The organism is Shewanella sp. SP1S1-7 (assembly GCF_031932105.1).
Lineage (GTDB): Bacteria > Pseudomonadota > Gammaproteobacteria > Enterobacterales > Shewanellaceae > Shewanella > Shewanella baltica.
In genome coordinates, this window is the sequence record NZ_JAUOEU010000064.1 from 1 (window position 1) to 1951 (window position 1951).

General features: G+C 39.6%; 3 protein-coding genes. All 3 read right to left on the bottom strand.

Annotated elements, in window-relative coordinates:
• Nucleotides 1-81: 81 nt before the first annotated feature.
• Nucleotides 82-303 (bottom strand): glycosyltransferase 87 family protein, encoded by a 222-nt coding sequence (locus Q4Q49_RS22035; RefSeq protein ID WP_312000447.1) that lies wholly within the window; start codon nucleotides 301-303, stop codon nucleotides 82-84.
• A gap of 81 nt (nucleotides 304-384) precedes the next feature.
• The gene (locus Q4Q49_RS22040; protein WP_312000448.1) at nucleotides 385-1170 is read right to left on the bottom strand and encodes a hypothetical protein; all 786 of its coding nucleotides are present in this window, start codon (nucleotides 1168-1170) and stop codon (nucleotides 385-387) included.
• A 308-nt stretch (nucleotides 1171-1478) separates the two neighbouring features.
• The coding region (locus tag Q4Q49_RS22045) for a hypothetical protein (protein WP_312000449.1) at nucleotides 1479-1951 on the bottom strand (473 nt) is incomplete at its 5' end.

Here is a 1951-nt window from a genome sequence, read left to right on the forward strand (position 1 = left end):
CGCCAGCATGCGCGACTTTGTAGTGAAGGCGAAGCCGCAACGAAAAAGGCGTCGCCGTGACTGGCCTTGTTATAAACCACTTTACCCACTTACTACTGCCGATGTAGAACCTACATCTTTTTTAAGCACTAGCACCACCAGATAAACTAAGCCAAATGGTGGAATGATTGAAAGCACCACACCGAGCAAACCTGCCAGCACTGGCGTTTGGGTTTTACGACGGCCAAGGTAGTAACACAGTGCGCCCATAACTAGCGCAAAAACGATAACGAACTGACCATACACTGTTGCATTGATATTCAAATGAACTCACCTTGTGGTTTATAACGCACGCGTAATGTGCGTGAGCCTGCGAGCGACCTTATTGACGCGCTTGTTAAATGGCTAGTGATCACGATACTTCACAACTATTCCATCCGAACCTATAGAATAATTTTGCTCTCTTTCCAGACTACTTTGCTTTTTAAGCCTTTCTCTTAAAGATGAAGGAAATTCAACCAACTCTCTTTGTTGGATGAGATCATGTATTTCTTCTTCAATACCAACAGTAAGGTTCACACCTTTCGCTTCAAGGTTTATCGCATAATACCTAAAGCCATCTTCAACTTTAAGTTCGAGCTTCCTATCTAAGGCGTTTTCAAATAGAAATATTGGCTTGTAGCTGGAATCGATGAATTTATCACGTTTGATCCTATAACGCTTTTCTCCCTTGCTTTCAGGATCGACTAAGTGAGTTAGTATTCTTTGATCATTAAAATAAGTAGCGCATGCGTTAAGAGTTTGTGGAGGTACACCACCGATTGATTCTACTCTTCGCACTTGCTCCTTTGCGCTTAAAATCTTAGCGTTTAATTGATTAGTTGACATTCCTTTCGCTTCAAAAACATGCCAATCTCCGTTAGAGCATTGCCCTACAAGATCTGGCTCTCGACCTTTTCCCTCTTCAGCATCAAAAAACTCAATAGATCCAAGTGCCTTGAGACTTTCCACATGCACTAAACTAGGAATATCTAGCAACTTCTCGGCATAAAACTTAGCAAAAGCCATCCCGAGGTTATAACTAACAATGCGCTTTTTATCACTTACGTGAGTGTGATATATCGGGTGGAGTCTCATACCGTTTATATCTGACTGTATATTTTCAAATACAATACCAATTTTTTCGATCACAGAGCTATATATAGTGCGCGCGAGACCATAATCTCGGATTTTCTGCTTCGATATAAAGCTTGGATTTCCAACGGTAATCATTGACCTATAAAGGTCTATCTTTCGGCATCGTAGACTTGCTTCACCATTTGAATTTACATGTAGGTGATTATTGGTGTAGTCAGTACTCTGATAGAAAATTAGAGGCAAGATATACTCCTTTTGCCATTTAACGCCCCATTAAGAGGCAAAAAACAGCTTGCTATAATGCCTGAGGAACGAAGGACAGCAAGCTGTTTTTTGTCCTTTTGAATGGCTTGTTATATGTACTATTGCATAAGAATGTCAGATAAAAACTTAACACTATTTATTTCTACTTTCTCTTCAGATGATTGCAAAGCCAGTTGGACATGAGCAAGACCTGTAGAAAATGTGACTGGTACTTGATAAACAGCATATGTAACGCTTGGGCTACCGATTGGTGAAAGTGTTTTCCAATTTTGAAGTTCTGCTTTACCAATTGATTGAAACTCACCTAGTTTTGAAAATTTATTAAGGTACAAAGTCCACTGCTCTGGTGTTGCACCGTTAAAGCCCTCTTCTGACATCAACTCTTGATAAGAAGTTTGATCCCATGAAGCTAACTTCGGAATCGCTTCAGCAATATAAGGTTCGAATACAGCCTCTTTATCTACGGTATTGATTGATGTTACAACTCCAATGCCAATAAAAAATATAATAACGCTTAAAAAACCAAAACCTAGATATTTGAAGAACTTTTTCACCACAACTCCTTGTACAT